Source organism: Filibacter tadaridae (genome assembly GCF_900609045.1).
GTDB classification, from domain to species: domain Bacteria; phylum Bacillota; class Bacilli; order Bacillales_A; family Planococcaceae; genus Sporosarcina; species Sporosarcina tadaridae.
Genome location: NZ_UXAV01000037.1, coordinates 60,441 through 80,205, shown reverse-complemented (window position 1 = coordinate 80,205; position 19,765 = coordinate 60,441). Strand labels below are relative to the sequence as shown.

Sequence of the window (19,765 nt, the reverse complement as noted above, 5' to 3'; positions counted from 1 at the left end):
CGAAGTAATGGCGGTGAGTTCCGTATAGAGAGACAGCGGCTGGTGGAAGCTGTCCGGTACATCGTACATGAATTACAGCTGTGGAGTGTTACGCGAGCGCGGCGTTATTGCGTTTTAGAGCGGAGAATTTATTCTCAAGCTGGGTGGTACCGCGTTAATTGAGTATTTAACGTCCCTGCATGATTTTTTAATCGTGCAGGGACATTTTTAATTTTAGGAGGGATTTTATTGGAAAATGTATTGATTGAAGACTTGAAATGGCGGGGTTTACTGTACCAACAAACAGATGAGGAAGGCCTTAAAGATTTGTTGAATAAAGAACAAATAGCACTATACTGTGGTGTGGATCCGACTGCGGATAGTATGCATATCGGACATATCGTCCCGCTGCTTACACTTCGTAGATTTCAGCTTCATGGCCATCGTCCGATTTTACTCGTCGGTGGGGCAACAGGAATGATTGGAGATCCATCAGGACGGTCCGAAGAAAGGGTTCTTCAAACGACTGAACAAATTGAAAAAAATGTTGCAGGTATTAAACTGCAAATGGAACAAATATTTGACTTCAATACAGAAAATGGCGCGCAGATGGTGAATAATAATGACTGGATTAGCGCCATGACGATGATTGAATTTTTTAGAGACTACGGAAAATTATTGAGCATCAATTACATGCTTGCAAAAGACAATGTTGCATCACGTCTGGAAAACGGAATTTCCTTTACGGAGTTTTCCTACATGCTTTTACAAGGGATAGATTTTAATCATTTATATGATAACTATGGCTGCCGCGTACAAATTGGCGGTTCAGATCAATGGGGCAATATTACGACGGGGCTCGAAGTCATCCGGAAAACTCATACAGAAGAGACAAAGGCATTCGGTATTACGATTCCACTTGTGACGAAAGCGGATGGGACGAAATTCGGGAAGAGTGCTGGAGGCGCAGTATGGCTGGATGCTGAAAAAACATCGCCATATGAATTTTACCAGTTCTGGATCAATACAGCGGACAGCGATGTCATTAAGTATTTGAAAATTTTCACGTTCATGGAAAGAGAAGACATTGAAGTGTTGGAAGTTGGCGTTCAAGAGGAACCGCATTTACGGAAGGCTCAATTAACTCTTGCTGAAGAGATGACACGACTCATACATGGTCAAGACGCTCTCGATCAAGCCATCCGTATCTCGAAAGCGTTATTCAGTGGTGATTTAAAGGCACTCTCTGTAGATGAAATGAAAGATGCGTTCAAGGATATCCCATCATTTGAAATGGCAAAAGAAGATAAGAATATTGTCGACTTCATCGTTGAGGCGGGTGTCTCGCCTTCAAAACGCCAAGCACGCGAGGATGTAACGAACGGTGCAATTTCATTGAATGGAGAGCGTGTGACGGATACATCATACGAAGTAAGTTCCGCTGAGCGTTTAGAGGATGCATTCACAATTGTTCGCCGAGGCAAGAAAAATTATAAAATGGTGAAGTTTGTATAATACCTAGACTTGCCGAAGACACCGCGGAAGCGTAGTGACTGCAGCAAGAAAAGAAAAACAGCTATTTTCCCGCAAAGTGGGCGAATAGCTGTTTTTATAAGCAAAAAAGAGCCCTGTGAAGGACTCTTTTCCAAAGAAGGTATCACCGTGAGTAGAATTCAACGATAAGAGCTTCGTTAATTTCTGCTGCTAGCTCGCTGCGTTCTGGCATACGAACGAATTGACCTACTTTAGTATCGTTGTCGAATGTTACGTATTCAGGAACATAGTTGTTCACTTCAAGCGCTTCATTTACGATGTCTAGGTTTTGAGATTTTTCACGAAGAGAAATTTCTTGACCTGGTTTTACACTATAAGATGGGATGTCAACGCGTTTGCCATCAACCATAACGTGGCCGTGGTTAACAAGTTGGCGAGCTGCACGACGTGTGCGAGCAAGGCCCATACGATAAACGACGTTGTCAAGGCGAGTTTCAAGAAGAACCATGAAGACTTCACCGTGTTTACCAGGCATTTTGCCTGCTTTATCGAACATGATTTTGAATTGACGTTCGTTAACTCCGTACATGAAACGAAGTTTTTGTTTCTCTTGTAATTGCAGTCCGTATTCGGAAAGTTTTTTACGTTGGTTAGGACCGTGTTGTCCCGGTGCGTAAGGGCGTTTTTCAATTTCTTTTCCAGTACCGCTTAATGAAATACCAAGACGGCGGGAAAGTTTCCATGATGGACCTGTATAACGAGCCATGATTGACTCCTCCTCTAATTTGGTTTTATTTTGTTGTAAAATAAGAACCAGATGTGTTCAATCCAAATGCCATTCTATTATCTTGCATCTTCGCCTCCGCAGCCAGGAAGTTACACGGTGCACCTTCTGAAAGGAATAGACTAGTTAATTTAGAACACACAACTGCTGCAACTATTTTACACAGTTTTTATCTTATCAATTTATAACGAGATAGTCAAGCATCACAATTTGATAAAGGATAGGCACAAAGGTGTGTGTAAAGAAAAGTGGTATTTCTAGTCCGAATGAATTAGAATGTGAATATCTAAACAAATAGAAACTTCATATTACACGGTAGGGGTGATTAGCTTGACAAATCATCAATTGACTTTATTGCAAATAAAAAGTGATTTGATGGACTTATGGACGAGCTTAAATGCTGTCCGAACTTATGAAGAATGGTTTGAAGTGTTGAAGAAAACGTTAACTAATCATTTTGATATCGAGTATGCAGACTTTTTTGTTTACGATAAAGAGAAGTTTATGCCCATCAAAGGATATCGATCTGCACTAAAAGGACAGAATGCTGTTCGATTTGATAGTGAACAGGAAAGAAATGAAGATTTTAATGCTGCATATCTAGAACGATTCAAAGAAAAAGGCTTTGCGTACGCTGATGATTTTGTCATCTTTGAAGGGGGGGATACTGAACCACTAGGCCTTCTTCTCATTCAATCGACGGATAAATGGAGCGTGTTTTCTAATTCTCCCTCTTTGAATGAACTCAAAAAAGTAGTGAGTCGTTTGATTCTTACCGTGCGTAAGATGGTTTCCCTCGTGAAAAGTGAAAAAAATTATAAGGAATTGTTTAGTGTTACCGAACTATTTAATTCTACAATGGATAGTCAACTGATTTTGAATGAAATTGTGAATACATTTGTAAAAGCATTTCCTGCTTTTCAAACGGAACTGCTTTTATCCCATGAAAAAAGAGGATTGACACGTTCCTATAAGTTATTTGACTATACAAGTGAACGACCATCCGCGGTCGATGCCTATGTATCTGGAGAAATGACGGTTGAAGAAGATTTGGATTTGTCCTGTAAACTGATCAATGCACCTATTAAAGGGCGGCAAGGGATATATGGTTTATTGCAAATTAAAACTCCGTTCGACTTCGCCTTTTCAACAGCACAAAAGAACTATATTCGAATGCTTGCAAATACGGCTGGTAATGCGCTTGAAAACGCAAGTCTTTACGACCAGTCACATCGAGTAATCGAGGATTTACAATTGGTCAATGAAACATCTAGAAAATTAAATGGTAATATGGACTCCGCCGAAATGATTGTCTACTTGAGGCGACAATTGCTGGATGCATTCAAGCCGAACGAAATTGGGTTTGTATTTTGCGAGGATATGGATAACTACAGGATTTCTCCATTAAGTACGGATTTTTTCTCAACAGATGCCTGTTCAGATTATCTTACATTTGTGAGAACCTCAATGGAAGATGGAGAGGAAGCGCTATTTGAAGCGAGTTTCAACAGCGAGCTGGGTTGCTCAAACCCGTATGAATCTGTGATCTCCATTCCGTTTACAAATCAGGAAAAAGTGATTGGTTTTGTTATTTTACTGCATACGGAATCCTATTTTTTTTCGTTCGATAATTTTAAGTTAATGCGGTCACTTATCGGACATTCATCATTAGCACTTGCCAATTCCTTACTACGTGATCAGTTACAGGACCTGGTCAATAAAGACCATTTGACAAAACTGTACACACGAAACTATTTGGATAATGCTGTTGAAGAGTCAATTATTAATGATCAACAAGGCGTCTTCGTCCTCATAGACATTGATAATTTTAAGAAAGTGAACGACACGTACGGCCATGCATCAGGGGATTTGGTGTTAAAACAAATTGCATCTTATATACAATCTGAAATTATTGGAATAGGCATTGCTACAAGATGGGGCGGGGAAGAACTTGCCCTTTATTTACCATCAATTAATATCAAGGCAGGGGCAGCGATAGCGAAACAGTTGGTTCTTACAATCCCGACAGTTACGAATCCTAAGGTTACCGTATCCGTTGGTATACACAGTTGGACGTCTGAAAGTCGAATGACCTTTGAACAATTATTCCATTTCGCAGATGAAGCGCTCTATGCAGCAAAAAATAATGGCAAAAACCAAGTAAGATTTAAAGAGACAAGTTCACCTCATTTGTAACGAGGGAACTTGTCTCTTTGTCTTTACTAGAATAAAAGAGTAAACTAAAAGAGAGTTGTAAAACAATTGCAAACAGAAGGGGTGGCTAGAAATGAAAGAAGAACGTTTACACAAAGATACGATTGTTATTCATGAAGGCTATGACGATAAAATGCATCACGGAAGTCTTACAGTTCCGTTATATCAAACATCGACTTTCGCATTTGAAAATTCGGCACAAGGGGAAAACCGTTTTTCAGGAGCAGAAGAGGGCAATATCTATTCAAGGCTTGGAAATCCGACTGTCCGCGTATTGGAAGAAAGAATGACTGCGCTGGAAAATGGGAAAGGTGCACTTGCATTTGGTTCGGGGATGGCAGCGGTCAGTTCAATTCTTGTGCATGTGACAAAAGCAGGCGATCATATTCTTTGTTCACGCGGAATATACGGTTGTACCTTTGGATTTCTTGGTATATTGAATCAGAAATACAATATAACGCATGATCTTGTTCAGATGGGGACTGAAGAGGAAATTGAAAAAGCCATTAAACCGGAAACGGTATGTATATATGTAGAAACGCCTATCAATCCTACGATGGAATTGGTCGACTTGCAGGCGGTTGTAAATGTAGCTAAAAGGCACGGACTACGTGTTATCGTTGACAATACGTTCACGTCTCCTTATTTGCAAAATCCATTGGATATAGGCGCTGATTTCGTTTTGCATAGTGCGACGAAGTACATTAATGGACATGGTGATGTCATAGCGGGATTGCTAATCGGTAACGACAAGGATGAGATGGAAGGCATCCGTATGACGGTCCAAAAGGATTTTGGGGGCATTATGTCTCCATTTGATGCTTGGTTGTTGATCCGCGGGCTTAAAACATTGTCGGTTCGAATGGAGCGCCATACATCAAATGCGGAAAAGCTGATTACGTACTTGAAAAGTCAAAAACAAGTGGAAGAGATTTTTTATCCATTCGACCCTGATAATCCGCAATATGAGTTGGCGAAACGCCAAATGAGGGCAGGAGGCGGCCTTGTTTCATTTACAATTAAAGGTGGGAAAGAAGCGGCTCAACAATTTATGGATCAGCTAGCACTTATTAAGATTGCAGTTAGCTTAGGGGATGCGGAAACGCTCATTCAACATCCAGCCACTATGACGCATTCTGTCGTTCCCGAGACGGAGCGTATTCAAATGGGAATCACGGATTCTTTGCTTCGCCTATCTGTCGGACTTGAACATGCTGAAGACCTAATACAAGACATGGAAAACGCTTTTGCACGCATGAAAAAGACAATTGTAGAAAACGCAATGCATTAAAAACTGCCTTGGTGAGTGGGGATTCCAATCGCCAAGGCAGTTTTCTGCTTAAAGGTGTTTGTTCAGCACTTCAACAACTAGTTCAAGTCCTGCCAAATCGGCTTCGGAAAAGCGATCTAATTCAGGACTGTCAATATCGAGCACACCAAGAACTTCACCATTCTTCCGCAGAGGCACGACAATTTCCGACTGCGATGCGCTATCACAAGCGATATGCCCTGGGAATGCATTTACATCGGGAACAATGATAGTTTTCCCATTTACTGCTGCAATTCCACAAACCCCTTTTCCAAGAGGAATCCGAATACATGCAGGCAAACCTTGGAAAGGTCCCAAAACAAGTTCATCTTCATCCATCAAATAGAAACCAACCCAGTTGATGCGATCGAAAAATTGATTTAGAAGCGCAGATGCATTGCTTAAATTTGCATACCTATTCTTCTCTCCAGTGAGCAAAGCATCCATTTGCTTTGCCAACTGACTATACTTTTCCGTACTATTTCCAGTGTAATAAATCTGTGTGAACATTTAAAGCGCCCCCATTCGTGAACTAAATATGTTGACATAAAGAATCTTCCCAACAACGCTCGGCTACCCCAGTGAGGCGCCTTCGCTGGAGATTAAATAGACTTATTAGATCAACGTATATAGTATATAAGTAGATTCTACATTTTAATGCGTTTTTTCACAAAAAATAAAGCGTGAAGTACATAAAAATAGTTTTTATCCTATAAATCGCATATTTTCGCAACCATTAGTCGAAAAACGTGGTAGTATATAGGATAATATCATGGCACAGTGACTCGGGAATAGGAGGACCACGATGGTAAAATTCATCATTCCAATTATAATACTAATCGTAGTGATAACAATCGCTTTTTTATTCAGGCGAAAACATCTCCGGGAAATCGGAAGGTTGGAACAAGAAAAGCTTCAAATTCAACATAAACCAATCTTAGAAGAGATGACGAAAGTAAAACAGCTGAACATGACTGGTGAAACCGAGGAAAAATTTGAACGCTGGAGAACGGAATGGGCAGAAGTTACGGATGAACATATGCCGAAAATGGATTCGTTGTTATTCGACATCGAAGACATGGTCGACCGGTTCCGATATGGGAAAGCATCTAAGATGGAAAAAGAACTTCAAGAGAAAATCCACATTTGCGATAAAAGAATGAATGCAATCTTGTACGAATTAAACGAACTTGTCGGAAGTGAAGAGAAAAATCGAATCGAAATGGAAACACTTAAAGAAAAACATCGTGCAGCAAGAAAAACGGTTCTTGCACACCTTCATTCTTTCGGTGTAACGGCTGATCCTCTTGAAAAAGAACTTGAATCGTTTAATCCGAAATTCGAAGAATATAACGAGTTAACGGAAAATGGTAATTACTTACTTGCGCGTGAGATTGTAATTTCCTTATCTGAGCAAGGAAATCGCCTATTTGTTCTTATCCACGAGATCCCGTCGCTACTAACAGAAATGCAAAGTAAAATACCCGCATCTATCCGTGAGCTTCGAAATGGGACGAGAGAAATGGAAGAGCAGGCATATTACTTACAACATCTTGGTTTGACTTCACATCTTAGTGCGATTGAAACCGAAATCGAAGAATATATGGTGAAAATGTCTGCACTTCAAATAGAAACAGTTCAACAAGGGATAAGTGAAATTAATGAACGAATCGATTCTTATTATGATTTACTTGAAAATGAGGTAAATGCTAAACATTACGTAGACGAGTACTATCACGAAGTTGCTGAAAGGCTTTCAGAGAGCATGACGCTGACAAAAGAAATTGCAAATGAAACAGCATTTGTTCAACAAAGTTACAGATTGGATGAAAAAGAAGCCCAGATTCCACAACTATCACTTAAAAAACTGGACACGCTTAGCAAACGATTTGAAGTTCTTGCCAATCGAATCGAGGGGCAGGCATCTGCCTATTCAAGTTTACGGGAAGAACTGCACAGTATTTCAGAAGAGGTTGAACAAATCGACGAAGAACAGGATCGATTCACAGACCGTATTAAAAACTTACGAATTGATGAAAATAATGTTCGGGACCAGTTGGGCGTGTTAGCCCGTAAATTGCAAAATGCAGACCGTTTGCTACATAGAGGAAATATTCCAGGTATACCTGATGAGATGGAAGCGCGACTTGAAGAAGCGGACGAACAGATTTATATCGTGACGCAAAGCTTGCAGGAAGTTCCTTTAAATATGGCGCTTGTTGATTCCTACTTGGCGACTGCTGAAAATGTAGTAGACGATTTATGTCTGAAAGTCGATGAATTACTTGAAAATGTTATGCTGATTGAGTGGATTATTCAGTATGGAAATAGATATCGGGCATCAAACCCTTCGATGCATGCCCACCTTATGGAAGCTGAAGATTCATTCAGACAATTTCGCTATGCAAAAGCTTTGGAAGAGGCCGCAACTGCGGTCGAGCAAGCTGAACCAGGCGCTATGAAGAAAATTGAAGAGTTAGTGAAAGAACATGCTTAAGAGTTTATTTTGGAAAAGCCACCGGCATCTAAGTGCGGGTGGCTTTGTCACGCTTTTTTATATAAACGCCGAAGTGGGTTTGAAGAAAATACTTTATATCAAATAATATATTATGCTAAGAAAGGAAGGTACGGGATGATCTATTTTGATAATAGTGCAACAACCGCGCCTGACGAACGTGTTCTTGCCTCATTCATGGAAGTGAATAAACGTTTTTTTGCAAACCCTGCATCCCTACATGCTGCCGGTAAGGAAGCAGAAGCTCTTCTAACAAGGTCGAGAGAGCAAATTGTATCACTTTTAGGGGCTGTGAAAGGCGAAGTGATCTTCACTTCAGGAGGTACCGAGGCAAATAATTTGGCGATTATTGGCTTTGCAAAAAAGAATAGCTTACGAAGCAAGCATATCATCACAACAAAAGTTGAACATTCTTCTGTTTTGAATGCGGTAGCCTACCTCGAAACACAAGGATTTGAAGTCGATTATTTATCGGTGAATAAGCAAGGATTAATTTCCGTTGACGAATTACAAGCGAAACTGCGAAAAGAGACAAACTTAGTAAGTATTATGCATGTGAATAATGAGATAGGTACGATTCAGCCAATTGCAGAATGTGCACGTATCATTAAAGAGAATTCAAGGGCAGTATTCCATTCGGATGCTGTGCAAAGTTTCGGCAAGTTGTCCATTTCATTGGGTGGAGAAGGACCTGATGCAATCACTATTTCTGCTCATAAAATCAATGGTATAAAAGGTTCTGGCCTCCTCGCAGTAAGGCAAGGGTTAACACCCGAGGCGATTAACTTTGGAGGTGGACAAGAACAAGGGATTCGTAGTGGAACGGTAAGTGTGCCGAATGCCGTTGCGCTTGCAAAAGCGATGCGAATCAGTATACAAGAGCTGCCACAAAAAAACTTTTTGCACTTGCGTAGTCGTTTAGTCAACTTTTTGAAGCGATTCGACAATGTTGTTATTCTCGCGCCCGAGCAGGCCGCCCCGCATATTACAACCATTGCTTTTGCTGAAATTAAAGGAGAAGTGGCTGTCAACTTTTTTCAGGAAAACGAGATTATCCTATCGACCTCCAGTGCATGTTCTTCAAAAAATAAAAGTGTGGGACATGTTATAGAAGCAATTGGTTTACCCGAGGTTTATAAAAAGGGCGTGGTCCGCATTAGTCTCGGAACAACAACCACCGAACAACAAGTGATGGAATTTGAAACAGTTTTTACTCGCTTTATACAATTACTCAAAAGGGGGAAACACAATGGAATGGAATGAGCTACTAATCCGGTATGGTGAAATGTCGTTAAAAGGCCGTAACCGAAAAGTATTTGTAAAACAATTAAGGAACAATATAAAAGATGCGTTAAACGATTTAAAAACGATTGTTATTAAATCGGAACGTGACCGCATGTTTCTCTTTGCGGATGACCAAAATGACATGAAGGAAGCGATTGCAAGGCTACCACATGTTTTCGGCATCCAATCATTTAGTCCGGTTGCAAAATGTGAACCAACACTTGAAGCGATTAAAGAAAAAGCGCTAGCTGTCATTAACACTGGAGAAACTGATGGAAAGACGTTCAAAGTTGAAGTTAAACGGACAGACAAATCGTTTCCGCTCGATACAAATGCGTTGCAACAGGAAGTCGGCTCGTATGTACTACGTAACTTTCCCGAGTTAGTCGTAAAGATGAAAAAACCCGATATCATGTTAAAAGTGGAAATAAGAGAAGAAGGAGCATTTCTTACATCTCATATATATGAAGGTGCGGGAGGAATGCCTGTTGGATCAAATGGCCATTCAATTCTAATGCTCTCAGGTGGGATCGACAGTCCGGTTGCAGGATACTTAATGATGAAGCGCGGTGTATCAATAGATGCAATCCATTTTGCAAGCCCACCGTTTACAAGTGACATGGCACAGCAAAAAGTAATCGATCTAGCTGCTACATTAAGTACGTTTGGCGCTTCGGTCCGTCTTCATATAATTCCATTCACGGAAATACAACAAACAATCACAAAACAAGTACCCGAAAATGTGACGATGACGACAACACGCAGGTTAATGCTTCAAATTGCGGATAAAGTACGTGAAAAGGCGGGAGCGCTTGGCATTATTACGGGAGAAAGCCTAGGTCAAGTAGCGAGTCAGACACTAGAAAGCCTAACAGCCATCAATGCAGTGACGGCAACGCCTATTTTGCGACCACTTATCGCTTCAGACAAATTGGATATTATTGATATCGCTCAAAAAATCGGGACATACGATATTTCAATCAGACCTTATGAAGATTGCTGTACAATATTTACACCTTCAAGTCCTAAAACAAAGCCCAAACTTGAAAAAGTCGCCTACTATGAAAGCTTCACCGACTTTGAACCAATGATTGAAGAAGCCGTTGAAAAGCGGACCATCATCGAATTGCCACTTCATCAAGTCGATGCATTTGATGAGTTATTATAAGCCATGAATAAATTACCAGTAAATACTTGTGTATGAAATTTTCGAAACCGACCATTCTATATGCACAAGGAGGTGGTAATCATGGCAAACAGCAATAACAACGGTAACTCAAACCAACTTTTAGTCCCAGGCGTACAACAAGCACTTGACCAAATGAAGTATGAAATTGCACAAGACTTTGGTGTACAACTTGGACCAGATGCATCATCGCGTGCCAACGGATCCGTAGGCGGAGAAATCACAAAGCGATTAGTGCGTCAGGCTCAGTCACAAATGAACGGCGGACAACAGTAATAAGTAAATGAAAAGCTGTTCCGGGATTTATCCCGGAACGGCTTTTTACTTTTTCCCGATTAGTATGGAATAATTGAAGAAAAAAATTCATTTTTCATTCGAAATTAAAATCGCTTTTGAATTATCAAATTATTTTTAGTATAATGAATCCATACAACAAAGGGGGAACTTATTATGAATCGTGATGAGCTAATTGCACCGTTGAATTACAACATTGTTAGTGAGTTTGAAAAGTATGCGACAGGTGCTGGAAAGAAAGCGCTTCTTTACGTGAATGCAAAGGGAGAAAAGATAGAGATTACATATGATGAATTAATGGAATCTGCGAACAGGGTAGCAAATGTGTTTACAGAACAAGGACTGAAAAGTGGAGATGTAGTCCTTGTCATGATCCCACGTTTAATTGAAGCTTATATAACATACATTGGTGCACTGAAAGCAGGGATTGCCGTTATTCCGAGTTCAGAAATGTTGAGGAGTACAGATATTGACTATCGCTTACTCCATAGCGATGCAAAAGCCATTGTTGCATACGATGCATTTTCCAATCAGTTCGATGAAGTGAAAAATATGGATAACGTTAAATTGTTCATTGTAGGAAGTGCAAAAGAAGGACAAATCTCGTTAACGGAACAAATGAAAACAGCATCTGCTGACTTCACTTCACCTGATACAAAAAGTTCGGACATGGCATTCCTATCATACACATCTGGAACTACAGGAAAACCGAAAGGCGTGGTACATACACATGGCTGGGGATTTGCCCATTTACGGACAGCAGCACCTAATTGGTTGGGTATTAAAGAAGGAGATACTGTTTGGGCAACTGCTGCACCAGGATGGCAAAAGTGGATTTGGACACCGTTCCTTTCAGTTCTTGGCAGTGGTGCAACGGGTCTTGTCTATGATGGGAAATTTGACGCAACGACTTATTTAAACCTGATCAATACCTATAAAGTGAACGTTCTATGCTGCACACCAACAGAATATCGCTTTATCGCAAAACTTGAGAACCTGGGTGAATTTGATCTTTCTTCCATTCGTAGTGCCGTGTCAGCAGGGGAGCCACTTAATCGCGAAGTTATCGATATCTTTGACAGGACATTTTCATTACCAGTGAGAGACGGCTATGGACAAACTGAAAATACGTTATTAGTCGGTACAATGCTGGGGATGGATGCAAGACCAGGTTCAATGGGGAAACCGACTCCTGGCAATCGTGTAGATATTATTGATGACGAAGGAAATAAAAGTAAGGCGGGGGAAGTAGGGGACATTGCTGTACATGTTTCGACGCCAGCGCTTTTCAAGGAGTATTTGAAAGATCCAGAAAGAACCTCCATGCAATTCCGCGGTGAATACTATGTTACAGGAGATCGTGCCAAGATGGATGAAGACGGTTATTTCTGGTTCGAAGGTCGAGGAGACGATATTATTATTAGCTCAGGCTATACAATCGGACCGTTCGAAGTGGAGGATGCGTTGACAAAACATCCAGCTGTTCGTGAATGTGCAGTTGTTGCAAGTCCGGATGAAATACGGGGTAATATTGTAAAGGCGTTTATTGTGTTACGCGATTCCAGAAGAAAGAACGAAGAAGGCCTTGTAAAAGTATTACAAGATCATGTGAAAAAATGGACAGCGCCTTATAAATATCCACGGGAAATTGAATTCATAAATGAATTGCCGAAAACGGCATCCGGAAAAATTATGCGTGTGCAATTAAGAGGAAAAAACAACAAAAAGTAAACGGTGTAAAGCCATTCATGCTAAAGGGATTATTCCCGTTGCATGAATGGCTATTCTTTTCATTCTTTACCTTTCCTACGATTGCTACTATAATTAGTTTATTATTTCGGTAATCTAAATAAAAGGAGGACGTCGTTATGCAGACAGAGAAAAGCGGTGTCCTTTGGGCGATTGGTGCGTATGTCATCTGGGGAGTGCTACCGATATATTGGAAGAGCCTCGAACATGTTGCCAGCGGGGAAATCTTAATCAGTCGGATTGTTTGGTCATTCGTTTCGACTTTGTTACTCGTACTTCTTATGAAAAACGGACGTCATTTGGTGGGTGATATGAAAACACTTTGGCGGTCGCAACGTGACTTTTGGTTATTATTCGCGGCATCCGTCCTTGTTTCAAGTAACTGGTTCATTTACATATGGGCAGTCAATCACAATCATCTTGTCCAAACAAGTCTAGGGTATTATATTAATCCGCTTGTTTCAGTTTTACTCGGAATATTTTTCTTGAAAGAAAAGCTTTCACGTGCACAACAAGTCGCTTTCCTACTTGCGATAATAGGTGTTATCATTTTAACGGTTTCTTATGGTCAATTACCTTGGGTCTCATTCGCTTTAGCAATTACTTTTGCGATTTATGGTTTTGCGAAAAAGAAGATTCAACTGGATGCGCTTCGTGGAATGACGATTGAAACACTTTTTGTCTTACCCATTGCAATTGGTTTTTACATCTGGTTATTCGCAGAAGGCAAAGCTGTTTTTCTACATACCGATTTAAAAACAAACATTCTTCTTATTTTCACGGGAGCCGCAACTGCGATTCCACTTGTCATGTTCGCAAAAGGTGCTCAGAGAATACCGTTATTCATGATTGGCTTCCTTCAATACATTGCACCGACGATGATGCTTTTCCTTGGCGTTATCATTTATGGAGAGACGTTCGGCAAAATTGATTTAATCTCGTTCAGTTTCATATGGGCAGCGCTACTCTTATTTACTTTTACGACAATTTCGGAAGCACTGAAAAAACGAAAGAGCCATCTTTAATTGAGATGGCCCTTTTTCAATCATAAGTATATGCGCTGCACTTTTTCCCAGAATGAATTGTCTTTTAGTTTCACCGTTTTAATTGTTCGATCACTTAATCTAATGTCCACATTTTCGACTTGATGGATGCCTAGCGCTTCATTATCCGCGGCCATGGATGGGAAGTCGTTACCGTCTTGGTGGACGTGTAGACGAAGTTTCCGGTCACCGCTCATGATGAACGGTGATCCGAGCGTACGGTACTTATTCGTATTCACGGATGCAAGTTCCGTAACTTGGAAACAACGTAAAAGGGGATCGACAACAGAACCATTTACTGACTTATTGTATGCAGTACTTCCAGTTGGTGTTGAAATAATTAGCCCATCGCCTAGGAACGTTTCAAATAACAACTCGTCTATGTGAACATCAAGGGCGAATGTCCGAATAATGTTCGACCGAATACTGAACTCATTTAGACAATAGAATGGTTGGTGGTTATCAATCGCCACCTCTATTAACGGATAACGCCTCACTTCCAATTCAGCATTCCGAATAGCCTGTGTCATTTCATAAAGATTGGTATAATTGAAATCACAGTAAAGTCCATGCTTGCCTGTTAATGATATACCGGCATATAGACAATCCTGTCTGAAACCAGTTTTCCGGATAGCTTGAAGGAATGATCCATCACTCCCGATACTGATGATGATATTTGCAGTTTTATCTTCAGATGTCATTGTAAATCCTTCATGGATTAAAGCATCTTCTACTTTAGACTTTTTATCGAGTGATTCTTTATCATGTTTACTATAGATAAAAACAGACGACCTTTCAGACACAGTAGACACCCCTTCCGAAATCAATACCTCTATTTTAGCATATAGTGAAACATTTCGGACAGATTAACGTATAGAACAGTGTAGGTATAAAAGGAGGAATTTAAATGACAATGAAACGGTGGATTGCCATCGTCGTCGCGGCAGTACTTATTTTTGTTTCGATAGGGGTTAATACATTATCGTACATATTCACAAGAGATTTCAGCAGTTTCTTTGATGAAATGATAAGTACGTCAGCCTCAGGTTATGAAGAAACGGTAATCGAGGAAGGGACCGGCAATGATAAAATTGCTGTTCTGACATTGGATGGCGTCATACAGGATATGGGTACAGCATCGTCTATCTTTTCACCCGCCGGCTATAACCATCAGTTTTTCATGAATCAGTTGGATGAGATACTGGTTGATGAAAATGTAAAAGGTGTTATTTTACGCGTAAATTCGCCTGGTGGCGGAGTTGTGGAATCTGCGGATATATATGACGCGATTCAAGAAATCCAAACAACAAGAGAAATCCCGTTATATGTTTCAATGGGAGGGATGGCTGCATCTGGTGGTTATTATGTTTCTGCACCAGCGGATAAGATTTTTGTTAATCATGAAACAATTACGGGCTCAATCGGCGTCATTATGGAAAGCGTTAATTACTCAAAACTTGCTGAGAAATATGGGATTGACTTTAATACGATTAAAACAGGTCCTTATAAAGACATCATGAGCGGATCTCGTCCTATGAAAGATGAAGAACGGGCGATGCTTCAAGAGATGATCAATGATTCTTATGAACGTTTCGTCGATATTATTGAAGAAGGGCGCGGCATGACAGAAGCCGATGTGAAAAAAATTGCAGACGGCAGAATTATGAATGGTCGTCAAGCAATCGAGGCAGGTCTAGCCGACGATTATGGCAAAGTAGATGATGTTATTGGTGCGATGAAAGAAGATTACGACCTTCAAAATGCAACTGTTTTCGAATATACAACTATGGATAGTTTGGGCTCATTGTTTGGTGTCAAAGCGGGGAATCTACTTGGCGGTAACGTAGAATCCGAATTGATTGGCAAATTGCTTTCTGACTACAACGCACCGCGGATGATGTATCTATACGGTGAGAGATAAGGAGTGATACGATGTCTGAACATATTGAAGAACAGTCGAATCTCGTAGAAAATTCCGATAAGCGCCAGCCTGGACAGTTCAGGGCAAAATACGCTGGCTTCTGGATACGATTTTGGGCGTATACAATCGATCTTTTAGTCATTGCTGCGATTAGTGGAATTGTGGTAAAACCAATCTTTAGGGTGGCGCATATCGACATATCAAGCCCGTCATTCCTACTGTTCAGTCCGTATAAAATAACCGCATTGCTATTACTACTGCTTTACTTTACAATGATGACGAAGTTTTTGCAGCAAACTGTCGGCAAGATGATTATGGGCATTAAGGTTGTTTCGGAAAATGGCGATAGACTTTCATGGAGTTCAGTACTTTTCCGTGAAGTAGTCGGACGATTCATATCAAAAACGCTTGTCCTCCCTTATCTGCTTGTTTTATTCATGCCGAAAAAAGAGGCTTTGCATGACTTGTTTGCTGATACCATTGTCATTCATGAGCAAACCTATGAAAAAGAAATGCAAGTCAGTTATCAAAATCAAAATGATCTACAAAAGTTGCAAAGTGGATCAGTCATTTAGTAAGATAGAATAGAAAAGGAGGCGTCTTTAATGGCTAACGTTACATTCATGAACAATCCTGTTACATTGCTCGGAAAAGAAGTTGCAGTAGGGGACAAAGCACCGGACTTTACAGTACTTGCTAATGATTTGAGTGCAGTGACGCTCGCCGATTCGAAAGGTAAAACACGTCTAATTAGTGTCATCCCTTCAATCGACACGGGTGTTTGCTCTTCACAAACGCGGAAGTTCAATGAGGAAGTTGCGTCACTCGGTGAGGATGTATTTTTATTGACTGTCTCAGCTGATTTACCATTTGCTCAAGCAAGATGGTGTGCTGCTGAAGGTCTTGATAATGTACAAATCGTATCCGATCATCGCGATTTATCATTCGGTGAAGCGTATGGTGTCGTGATTAAAGAGCTTCGTCTATTAGCACGTTCTGTCTTTGTTATTGATAAAGACGACAAGGTTTCTTACGTAGAATACGTCGGTGAGGGAACAGACCATCCCGACTATGAAAATGCGATAGAGGCAGTAAAAAAACTTTCAAAGTGAACTAAGAAATAATTATGGAAACCCACTCGGAGACGGGTGGGTTTTATAAATTAAGGGATGAATATAATGACAAACACAGAAAAGATTTTTTCATATATAGATACGTATGCCGAATCTACGGAGATGATTTATCTCGAGGCTGCTATAGAAGCCTGTGAAAAGTGGATAGCGGGTGACGAGATGCCGAGGTTGGAAGATGGCGTCTCAAAAGAGGATATCCGTAGGGGTATTCAGCTCGCTGTACTAAAAGGTATGAAACAGAATGCACAGCCACATCACCAAATGACCCCAGATTCAATCGGTATGCTTCTAGGTCACATTGCTGGAAAACTTACTGCTGGCGAAGAGAATATAACATTATTCGACCCGGCGACAGGAACAGGTAATTTGTTGTTTACAGTCATGAATGCAATTGGAAATAATGTTTCGGCGAGTGCTGTTGAGATTGACGATATTCTTACTCGGTTAGCTGCTGTAACAGCTGAACTAGTTGAGCATTCTGTAACATTCTATATTCAAGATGCACTAAGACCACTTATGGTGGACCCGGTAGACATTACTGTAAGTGATTTGCCTGTCGGTTATTATCCTGATGATGAAAATGCACTCGAGTATGAATTAATGCCAAGTAAAGGGCATGCATATGCGCATCATCTATTTATCGAACAATCCATGAAACATACAAAACCAGGTGGCTATGCATTATTCATCGTTCCGGCAAACTTATTTGAATCGGACCAATCTACGTTATTGCATCCATTTTTAAAGAAACAAACAATAATTCGGGCAATCATACAACTGCCTGAATCACTCTTTAAAAACGCAACACATGCAAAAAGTATATTAATATTGCAAAAGCCATTTCCTGAAATGAATAAAACACAAGATGTACTATTAGCAAAGGTTCCCACAATGACGGATAAAAAAGCAATGGCGCTTTTCCTTCAAAAAATGGATGCGTGGGCAGCTGAATAATAGTTCATTTTAATCAGACGTACATGAAAAGTAGAAGTAGAGATCGGTCTAAAAGGGGCGTTCTATATGCAGAATATTTTAGCGGTAAATGCAGGAAGTTCATCATTGAAATTTCAGGTTCTTCAAATGCCGGAAGAAAAGATAGTCGTATCCGGACTAGTTGAACGGATTGGCTTATCCGAGTCTGTTTTTACATTAAAGCATGAGCAAACTAGTGTGGAAAAAATAGGGGACATTATGAACCATGCCGAAGCGGTTGCTATGCTGTTAAAGATGCTTGTCAGTGAAGGAATTGTTCAATCCTTGGATGAAATTGATGGAATTGGACATCGTGTCGTACATGGTGGTGAGGTTTTTAGCGATGCCGTCCTTATTGATGATAATGTGATAGCCCATATCGAAGAATTGTCAGAACTTGCGCCTCTGCATAATCCCGCAAATGTTGTCGGTATTAGAGAATTTAAAAATGTATTGCCGAATGTGCCGACGGTTGCAGTTTTTGATACGGCATTCCACCAAACGATGCCCGAAAGTTCTTTTCTTTATCCATTGCCTTATGAGTATTATGAAAAGTATGGAATCCGTAAATATGGTTTCCATGGTACGAGCCATAAATATGTGACACAACGTGCGGCACATATGTTGAATCGTCCCCTTGAAGACACTCGACTCATCTCTTGCCATCTAGGAAACGGCGCAAGTATCGCTGCTGTCGAGGGGGGCAAGTCACTTGATACGTCGATGGGCTTTACACCCCTTGCTGGCGTGACAATGGGCACACGTTCAGGAAATATTGATCCAGCTCTCATTCCCTATATTATGGAACAAACAGGGATGTCGGTTGAAGATGTATTAAATGTGTTGAATAAGCAGTCGGGCATGCTTGCGATGTCTGGGTTTTCCAGCGATCTCCGTGATATTGAAATTGAGGCGACAAAAGGAAATGTTCGTGCGCAGCTCGCACTTGATGTATTTGCCGACAGAATACATAAATACATAGGTTCTTATGCTGCGAGGATGGGCGGAGTCGACGCGATTATTTTTACGGCTGGTATTGGTGAAAATAGTACGGTTATTCGTAAGAAAGTGTTAGAAGGTCTAGAATTCATGGGTGTTTATTTTGATCCGGATTTAAATGATATTCGTAAAAAGGAAGTCTATATAAGCTTTCCGTATTCACCAGTTAAAGTGTTGATCATCCCGACCAATGAGGAAGTAATGATTGCGCGTGATACCATCAGGGTTATCGGCTTATAATGGTAACGGTTCAAAAAGAGAGGTCCCACTTATCCACTATGGATAAAGGAGACCTCTTTTTTTAACAGTTTCAACAAGATTGAAATTAAATTATAGGGGTTTTTACTGCCCGTTAATAGTGGGTACATCTTCGGGTGTACGTACAACAAGAACGTCGCAATTTGCAGAACGTACGATATGTTCGGAAACACTACCAATCAGGAAGCGTTCTACCGCGTTCAAACCAGTCGCTCCACAAATGATAAGATCCGCTTCCAACTTTTTCGAAATGTCACGGGAAATCATTGTTTTCGGTGATCCATATTCGACAATGATATTGACGTTTTGTACGCCAGCTTTTTCTGCCTCTGCCTTGTAATCCGATAATAAATCTTCTGCAAACTTTTGTGCGCGTTCTGCAATAGAGCGATCATATGCCTCAACCGCTGCATAAGAGCGTGTATCGATGATATTGATCAAGTTCAATGTTGCCTCGTTTCTATCCGCGATGGCCACCGCTTTCCTAAAGGCCCATTCTGATTCCTTCGATCCGTCAACTGCGACAAGGATTTGGTTGTAAACTAGTGCCATACCTACCACTCCATTCATAGTTACTTATTAGTACTACTTCGATAAACAAAGTCAAAAATCCTTTTAATCTGCAGAAAAA

The 19,765-nt window shown here is 40.6% G+C and carries 18 protein-coding genes and 1 other annotated feature (1 of these 19 running past the window's edge); of the genes, 14 read left to right on the top strand and 4 right to left on the bottom strand.

Going from position 1 to position 19,765, the window contains the following annotated elements; all coding sequences use genetic code 11:
* Positions 1–180 (top strand) — a binding site (T-box leader) (it extends 19 nt beyond the left edge of the window).
* Positions 181–228: 48 nt separating this feature from the next.
* A complete protein-coding gene (gene tyrS, locus FILTAD_RS07670) occupies positions 229–1,494 on the top strand; it encodes a tyrosine--tRNA ligase (RefSeq protein WP_124069894.1) in 1,266 nt (421 codons plus the stop codon).
* A gap of 142 nt (positions 1,495–1,636) precedes the next feature.
* On the opposite strand, the gene rpsD is transcribed toward tyrS, so the two are convergent.
* The gene (gene rpsD, locus FILTAD_RS07665; protein ID WP_124069893.1) at positions 1,637–2,239 is read right to left on the bottom strand and encodes a 30S ribosomal protein S4; all 603 of its coding nucleotides are present in this window, start codon (positions 2,237–2,239) and stop codon (positions 1,637–1,639) included.
* A 348-nt stretch (positions 2,240–2,587) separates the two neighbouring features.
* Here rpsD and FILTAD_RS07660 point away from each other — a divergent pair, with 348 nt between their 5' ends.
* A complete protein-coding gene (locus FILTAD_RS07660) occupies positions 2,588–4,453 on the top strand; it encodes a sensor domain-containing diguanylate cyclase (protein ID WP_124069892.1) in 1,866 nt (621 codons plus the stop codon).
* A gap of 91 nt (positions 4,454–4,544) precedes the next feature.
* Complete coding sequence (megL, locus tag FILTAD_RS07655; RefSeq protein WP_124069891.1) at positions 4,545–5,762, top strand: methionine gamma-lyase; 1,218 nt, start codon at positions 4,545–4,547, stop codon at positions 5,760–5,762.
* 48 nt (positions 5,763–5,810) lie between these two features.
* Here the strand turns inward: megL and FILTAD_RS07650 are convergent, their stop codons facing one another.
* Positions 5,811–6,290, bottom strand: a complete 480-nt coding sequence (locus tag FILTAD_RS07650; protein ID WP_124069890.1) for a GAF domain-containing protein — start codon at positions 6,288–6,290, stop codon at positions 5,811–5,813.
* Positions 6,291–6,585: 295 nt separating this feature from the next.
* On the opposite strand from FILTAD_RS07650, the gene ezrA reads away from it, so the two are divergent.
* From ezrA to rarD, 6 genes are all read left to right on the top strand, one after another.
* A complete protein-coding gene (gene ezrA, locus FILTAD_RS07645) occupies positions 6,586–8,277 on the top strand; it encodes a septation ring formation regulator EzrA (protein WP_124069889.1) in 1,692 nt (563 codons plus the stop codon).
* Positions 8,278–8,412: 135 nt separating this feature from the next.
* Complete coding sequence (locus tag FILTAD_RS07640; protein WP_124069888.1) at positions 8,413–9,558, top strand: cysteine desulfurase family protein; 1,146 nt, start codon at positions 8,413–8,415, stop codon at positions 9,556–9,558.
* Positions 9,545–10,747 (top strand): tRNA uracil 4-sulfurtransferase ThiI, encoded by a 1,203-nt coding sequence (gene thiI / locus FILTAD_RS07635; protein ID WP_124069887.1) that lies wholly within the window; start codon positions 9,545–9,547, stop codon positions 10,745–10,747. Before FILTAD_RS07640 ends, thiI begins: the two co-directional genes overlap by 14 nt.
* 81 nt (positions 10,748–10,828) lie before the next feature.
* Positions 10,829–11,041, top strand: coding sequence for an alpha/beta-type small acid-soluble spore protein (locus tag FILTAD_RS07630; protein ID WP_124069886.1), 213 nt, complete (start codon positions 10,829–10,831; stop codon positions 11,039–11,041).
* 174 nt (positions 11,042–11,215) lie between these two features.
* A complete protein-coding gene (gene mbcS, locus FILTAD_RS07625; RefSeq protein WP_124069885.1) occupies positions 11,216–12,790 on the top strand; it encodes an acyl-CoA synthetase MbcS in 1,575 nt (524 codons plus the stop codon).
* Positions 12,791–12,927: 137 nt separating this feature from the next.
* On the top strand, positions 12,928–13,833 hold the full coding sequence (gene rarD / locus FILTAD_RS07620; RefSeq protein ID WP_124069884.1) for an EamA family transporter RarD: 906 nt from the start codon (positions 12,928–12,930) through the stop codon (positions 13,831–13,833).
* Positions 13,834–13,853: 20 nt separating this feature from the next.
* Here rarD and FILTAD_RS07615 read toward each other — a convergent pair whose 3' ends face one another.
* On the bottom strand, positions 13,854–14,654 hold the full coding sequence (locus FILTAD_RS07615; protein ID WP_124069883.1) for an NAD kinase: 801 nt from the start codon (positions 14,652–14,654) through the stop codon (positions 13,854–13,856).
* Positions 14,655–14,758: 104 nt separating this feature from the next.
* On the opposite strand from FILTAD_RS07615, the gene sppA reads away from it, so the two are divergent.
* From sppA to FILTAD_RS07590, 5 genes are all read left to right on the top strand, one after another.
* Positions 14,759–15,772 carry a signal peptide peptidase SppA gene (sppA, locus tag FILTAD_RS07610; protein ID WP_124069882.1) on the top strand — a complete coding sequence of 338 codons (1,014 nt, stop codon included), beginning with the start codon at positions 14,759–14,761 and terminating at the stop codon, positions 15,770–15,772.
* A gap of 11 nt (positions 15,773–15,783) precedes the next feature.
* Positions 15,784–16,347 carry an RDD family protein gene (locus FILTAD_RS07605; protein ID WP_124069881.1) on the top strand — a complete coding sequence of 188 codons (564 nt, stop codon included), beginning with the start codon at positions 15,784–15,786 and terminating at the stop codon, positions 16,345–16,347.
* A gap of 30 nt (positions 16,348–16,377) precedes the next feature.
* Complete coding sequence (gene tpx, locus FILTAD_RS07600; protein WP_124069880.1) at positions 16,378–16,884, top strand: thiol peroxidase; 507 nt, start codon at positions 16,378–16,380, stop codon at positions 16,882–16,884.
* 66 nt (positions 16,885–16,950) lie between these two features.
* The gene (locus FILTAD_RS07595) at positions 16,951–17,859 is read left to right on the top strand and encodes a class I SAM-dependent methyltransferase (protein WP_124069879.1); all 909 of its coding nucleotides are present in this window, start codon (positions 16,951–16,953) and stop codon (positions 17,857–17,859) included.
* 66 nt (positions 17,860–17,925) lie between these two features.
* Positions 17,926–19,116 (top strand): acetate kinase, encoded by a 1,191-nt coding sequence (locus FILTAD_RS07590; protein ID WP_124069878.1) that lies wholly within the window; start codon positions 17,926–17,928, stop codon positions 19,114–19,116.
* A gap of 102 nt (positions 19,117–19,218) precedes the next feature.
* Here FILTAD_RS07590 and FILTAD_RS07585 read toward each other — a convergent pair whose 3' ends face one another.
* Complete coding sequence (locus FILTAD_RS07585) at positions 19,219–19,686, bottom strand: universal stress protein (RefSeq protein WP_124069877.1); 468 nt, start codon at positions 19,684–19,686, stop codon at positions 19,219–19,221.
* Between the last annotated feature and the right edge of the window lie 79 nt (positions 19,687–19,765).